The sequence below is a fragment of the Bacillus sp. z14 (2026) genome (assembly GCF_058313575.1).
In genome coordinates this window covers 100597-106596 of the sequence record NZ_JBZFQK010000006.1, presented here as the reverse complement: position 1 = coordinate 106596, position 6000 = coordinate 100597, and the positions used below count along the sequence as shown (strand labels likewise).

3 protein-coding genes, 1 rRNA gene and 1 riboswitch are annotated in these 6000 nt (G+C 38.3%); of the genes, 1 reads left to right on the top strand and 3 read right to left on the bottom strand.

Translation table 11 applies throughout. From position 1 onward, the window contains the following. The 3 genes from AC4G3O_RS16955 to AC4G3O_RS16945 all read right to left on the bottom strand — a co-directional run. A 16S ribosomal RNA gene (locus AC4G3O_RS16955) occupies positions 1–328 on the bottom strand; the annotation flags it as partial. A 1005-nt stretch (positions 329–1333) separates the two neighbouring features. Further along, complete coding sequence (gene ptsG, locus AC4G3O_RS16950) at positions 1334–3400, bottom strand: glucose-specific PTS transporter subunit IIBC (protein WP_066109793.1); 2067 nt, start codon at positions 3398–3400, stop codon at positions 1334–1336. Between the two features lie 223 nt (positions 3401–3623). Beyond that, on the bottom strand, positions 3624–4961 hold the full coding sequence (locus tag AC4G3O_RS16945) for an NCS2 family permease (protein ID WP_066109795.1): 1338 nt from the start codon (positions 4959–4961) through the stop codon (positions 3624–3626). A gap of 111 nt (positions 4962–5072) precedes the next feature. After that, a riboswitch (purine riboswitch) is annotated at positions 5073–5174 on the bottom strand. A 476-nt stretch (positions 5175–5650) separates the two neighbouring features. On the opposite strand from AC4G3O_RS16945, the gene AC4G3O_RS16940 reads away from it, so the two are divergent. Then, on the top strand, positions 5651–5944 hold the full coding sequence (locus AC4G3O_RS16940) for a hypothetical protein (protein ID WP_066109798.1): 294 nt from the start codon (positions 5651–5653) through the stop codon (positions 5942–5944). The last annotated feature ends 56 nt before the right edge of the window (positions 5945–6000 follow it).

Genomic DNA, 6000 nt, shown 5'->3' with positions numbered 1-6000 from the left:
GTCCCAGTGTGGCCGATCACCCTCTCAGGTCGGCTACGCATCGTTGCCTTGGTGAGCCGTTACCTCACCAACTAGCTAATGCGCCGCGGGCCCATCCCTAAGTGTTAGCCGAAGCCAACTTTCCTTCCAACACCATGAGGTGTTGGAAACTATTCGGTATTAGCACCGGTTTCCCGGAGTTATCCCAATCTTAGGGGCAGGTTGCCCACGTGTTACTCACCCGTCCGCCGCTAATCGTTGGGAGCAAGCTCCCTCAGATTCGCTCGACTTGCATGTATTAGGCACGCCGCCAGCGTTCGTCCTGAGCCAGGATCAAACTCTCCGAAAGATGTTTGATCTAGCTAAATTTTAAAGCAAATTGACGAGATTTTAAAAATCTCTTTTTTAGACTTGCTTGGCGTTTCGTTTTGTTTAGTTTTCAAAGAACAATCTGTCGTGTTAGCGACTCTTACATTATATCAAGATAACTTGTTGTTGTCAAGCGTTTCTTTTAATGTATTTAACTAACAATCTTTCATTTGGTTCGCGTTGCAAAAGCAACTTTATTATCATAGCACCTACATTTTCGAAAGTCAACATTTTTTTGATATTGTTTCGTTCCTGTCTGGTGCTTACTTATAGTAGCACGCTATTAAAGCATACGTCAACCATTAAATTAAAATAAAAATACTCAGACATTCAATTTCATTGTGCTAGATTAACAACAAGACGATTTTGTTATTAATTTTTATAGTATATTAATACTATTATCGAATACCATCAGTTCTCATCTATATTCAAAGATGACTCCTTCATATACGCTTTTCCTTCTATATAATAACTTCTAACCTTGATCGCTAAGTTTCAACTTAACGCTCCCTACGTGAATCAAGATTTATCCCATTGTCTAACAGCATACAATCGGGAATACCTTAATTATTTGCCATTCAACAGCGAAGCAAATACTTAATCTATAGAAGCTATTGCAAAAATAGGCTCCCGTTGTTCTTCCAGAGAAAGCTTGATCTGGTACGCAATAATTGAAACAAGTCACCCATATCGTCGTTTAACAATACCGTTTTCTTAATTCCTAAGGACTAATTCTCCAATTTGCTGCTGATTCTTTGCACCAATAACTACCGTCTTCGCCAAACCTAGAATATATTCATTTCAGGTTGAACGTTCTCATAATAAGCGTCGGAGATTGTTGAATTTCGTTACCAACTCCAAGATACTATGAGAAAATATTAAGAGTCCTCAAAAGAACATCTCTTATTAAACATTCTTTTCTTTCATATATATTAATGAAAAGCTCGCAACCCTTTCCAGTATAGATAGAGTTGCGAGTTATTATTTACATGATATCAACTATGTGTACTTCTCCTAATTTTACTTTGCCTTGTTTAACCAACTTAATTCCTTCTCCTGCCAGCAGGTTTGTAAAAACAATCGGTGTAATAATGGATGTCGCATTTGACTTAATGAAATTTAAATCAAATTCCATTAATATCTGGCCCTGCGTAATCTTATCGCCATCTTTAACCTTTGTTTCAAATCCTTTACCATTCAACTTTACCGTATCAATGCCAACATGAATTAATAGTTCATGACCACTGTCAGATTTTATAGCAAGAGCATGTTTAGTCGGGAAAATACTTATAATCTCTCCATCAACCGGAGAAGCAACGATTCCTTCACTTGGGATCATCGCAAATCCATCACCCATCATTTTCTCAGCGAACACTTGGTCAGGAACCTCCGAAATCGGAATCAGCTGACCCTCAAGTGGTGCAGCGAATTCTCCCTTTGAGAAATCTGTTTTTAACGCATCCGGATTTACCTCTTCTATTTGTTGTTGTATCTCAGCTTCAACATTATCTGAGGCTGCTTTGGTAGGACGCGGCTTATTCCCTGCCATTATATCCTTCATCTGAGATTTAATCGTTTCGGAACGCGGGCCAAAGATTGCCTGAATATTGTTCCCCACCTCTAGCACACCAGCAGCTCCGAGTGCTTTCAGTTTATCTTTATCAACTTTCGCAATATCGTTAACCTCAACACGCAAACGGGTAATACAAGCATCTAAATGTGCTATATTTTCTTTTTTCCCCATTGCCTCAAGAATATCATACGGAAGCTCATCGACTGAACCACCCTTACCCTGAGCACTTTCATCATCTTCATCTTCCCTTCCCGGCGTTCGAAGATTCCAAGTACGGATTGCAAATCTGAAACCGAAATAATAAATGACTGCGATTACCAAGCCGACCGGAATAACAAGCCACCAGGCTGTTCGATTTGGTACTATCCCAAATAAAATAAAATCTATAACTCCACCGGAAAAGGTCATCCCTATTTTGACGTTCAACAGTTGCATAGTCATAAAGGAGAGACCTGCAAAAATAGCATGGATTCCAAAAAGAACAGGCGCAACGAACAAAAACGAAAATTCCATTGGTTCTGTAATACCTGTTAAGAAGGAAGTTAGGGCTGCTGATCCCATGATCCCGGCTACCAATGTTTTTTTCTCAGGCTTCGCTTCGTGATAAATGGCCAAAGCAGCTGCAGGTAATCCAAACATCATAAACGGATATTTCCCTGTCATAAAAGTACCTGCTGTCAATTTAACCCCATCTTTAATCTGCGCAAAAAAGATTGCCTGATCACCACGAACAATTTCTCCAGCTTTATTTGTGTACTGTCCAAATTCATACCAAAATGGTGAATAGAATATGTGATGAAGACCAAATGGAATAAGCGATCGTTCAATCACTCCAAATATAAATGCCGCTAATGTTAAGTTTGTATCTATCATATTTTGAGATAATGTATTTAATCCGTGTTGAATTGGCGGCCATATCAGTGTCATTAATAGACCTAGAATCAATGCGGAAGCAGCTGTAATAATAGGGACAAATCGCTTACCCGCGAAAAAGCCTAAATAGGAGGGTAACTCAATTCGGAAAAACCGATTATACATATAAGCTGCCAGCAGTCCAACAATAATCCCCCCAAATACTCCGGTTTGCAAAGTGTTAATGCCTAAAACATTAGCATAGGATGGATCATTGGCAGCCATGTCAGCCGTCACATTCAAAACAACCCCCATGGTCACATTCATAATTAGATAACCAATGATAGCAGCCAGGCCGGCGACCCCTTCCCCTCCAGCAAGTCCAACTGCTACACCTACCGCAAATAATAATGAAAGATTGCTAAAGACAATTTGACCAGAATCCTCCATCACAGTTGCAACCTTTTGAATCCACCCAGCATCTAAAAATGGCATTAGGTCCAACAGATTCGGATTATGAATGGCATTTCCAAGAGCTAAAAGAATCCCAGCCGCAGGTAATATAGCGACGGGAAGCATTAAAGCTTTCCCAATTTTCTGCAGGACACCGAATACTTTCTTGAACATAGTACGTCCTCCTTAGACTTATTAACAAAATAAAAGCGACTGATTATTTTCTGCTATCCATAACCAATCTGAATAATTACTTGTTAATATGCCCAAAAGGCACTCAAATACCAAGAAAACATGAATATTATGGAGGCCCTATCCAAAGATGGGATTGCAAACATGTTTCCTATCCATAAAAAAATAGCTGCCGAACTCAGCCGGCAGCCTTTAGAGAACATATTTATGAAAGGAAAATAAAGTAACAAACAAATATAACAAACATTCCATACATGATTGGGTGGATCTCTTTAATACGTCCAGCCACAATCATCGTAATTGGATAGAAGATAAATCCACAGGCAATCCCAGCCGCAATGCTTCCGGATAATGGCATCATGATGATTGTAAGAAATGCAGGCACTGCAATTTCTAATTTTGACCAATTGATATCACCGAGTGAGGAGCACATTAACACCCCGACAATAATCAAGGCCGGTGCTGTAACCGGTGATGTAATAACAGATAAAAGCGGATATAAGAATAGTGATAATAGGAACAACAGTCCAGTTACAACTGCTGCGAATCCAGTTCTAGCCCCTGCTGCGACACCTGCTGTTGATTCAATGTATGATGTCGTTGTAGATGTCCCAAACAATGCCCCTGTCATCGTTGCCAGGGAGTCTGCAAATAAAGCCTTGCCTGCTCTTGGCAATTTATTATCTTTGGTTAATCCTGCCTGGTTGGCAACCGCCATTAGTGTACCGGCTGTATCGAAAAAATCGATAAATAAGAATGTCAGTACAACAACCAGAAATTGGATAGTGAATAAATCTGATTGAATTGGATTGAAATACGGTTCAATCGCAACACCAAAAGTAGGAGCCACACTTGGAATTGCACCGAATATACTGTCAGGAATCTCAATAAGGTTTGCTAACATCCCAATGATGGCAGTAATAATCATTCCATAGAAAATGCCACCTTTAACGCCTTTAACTAAAAAGATAACTGTAATTAATAAGCCTACGATTGCCAATAATGTATTTCCATCCGTGAAATCACCGATTCCAATAAGAGTAGCATCATTATTGACGATAATTCCTGCATTTTTCATACCAACAAAGGTAATAAACAACCCAATACCTGCACCAACAGCATATTTTAATTCTGCAGGAATCGCATTAATAATGGTCTCTCTTAATCCAGTCAACGTTAATATAGCAAAAATAAAACCGGAAGCTAAAACGCCTGCTAAAGCTGTTTGCCAAGGAATACCAAACGTTAGAATTACTGTATAAGCGAAGAAAGCATTCAGCCCCATACCCGGAGCAAGCGCAATCGGATACTTTGCAATTAGCCCCATAAAAATTGAACCAACTGCAGCAGCAAGTGCAGTAGCAACGAATACAGCACCATGATCCATTCTCATTGAATCCGGAAGGTCTGGTACATCTGCCAAAGATAATTGCAATGGATTAACAACTAAAATATACGCCATTGCCAGAAAAGTTGTAATCCCGCCAATAATCTCTCGTTTGTAATTGGTGCCAAGTTCGTCAAACTGAAAGTACTTTTTCAACCTACTTCCTCTCCTTCTTTTCATACGCTTTCGTATAAGTTCCGGATAACCAAAAAACCTCGAACGAATCCGTTCGAGGCTGACTCAAATACAAAGAATAACCTATAAATAGGCAGTATCATTCATATCCGTAGTCAAGCTATTAACGGTAGCTCGGTAGAAACTTATGGGCCATATTCCCATGATTATACGAATTTATATATTTATTAAATTATTAGGTCTTTTGTATTGTATCAAGAGAATGATACTTGGTCAATAATAAAGCGAACATTATCTAGAGGTTGAGAAGGATTTGTTCGCATTTACTCCTGATGCTAGATTGGTGTAGTCAGTCCTAGAAACATTACCATACCTTTCAGGATTTATACTCATTTCCATTCATGATCTACACAAATAACATCCTTTCCATTTTATAGATTATGTTGTAAGTAACCATTAAAGCCTACACATTTGGTATATATTACAACCAGAAGCCTAAATATTGTTGTTGAATTCAGCAGATATTAAAGTATAATCATAATGGTATTTGAATATTCAGATTAGCACATTCACCAAGCTAGCCTTTCAACTCTATGATATTAATGCAGAAATACTGGTTTTATACTTTACTAAATGTGAATTAAGAAATGGACGCACTTTGAATACACTGACATATTCACCAAAGATTTTGATAAACTGAGGAAATAACTATGGATACCCAAAATTTTATAAATGTGAAAATAGATAAAGAACAATTAGAGTATGCAAAGAATCTACAAAATTTATTATGTAAAAGATTAGATACCAAACAGCCTGTAGAATATGAAATCCCTGATATTATTGCTGAACAGGCGTTGTTTCTGTATATAGATACAATGGAACGATATTATCGTTTAGAGGGTAAAGATTGGGAGGATTTTTACAACAACTTTAGCGGTGTCACAAACGTACCAAGAAAAATAGAAGATTTCAGAGAACAAAATATCAAACCATACAAAAAATAAGGGGATAACCAGTTGGCTATCCTCTTATTTTGGATTTATAACCTACTTCATAATGG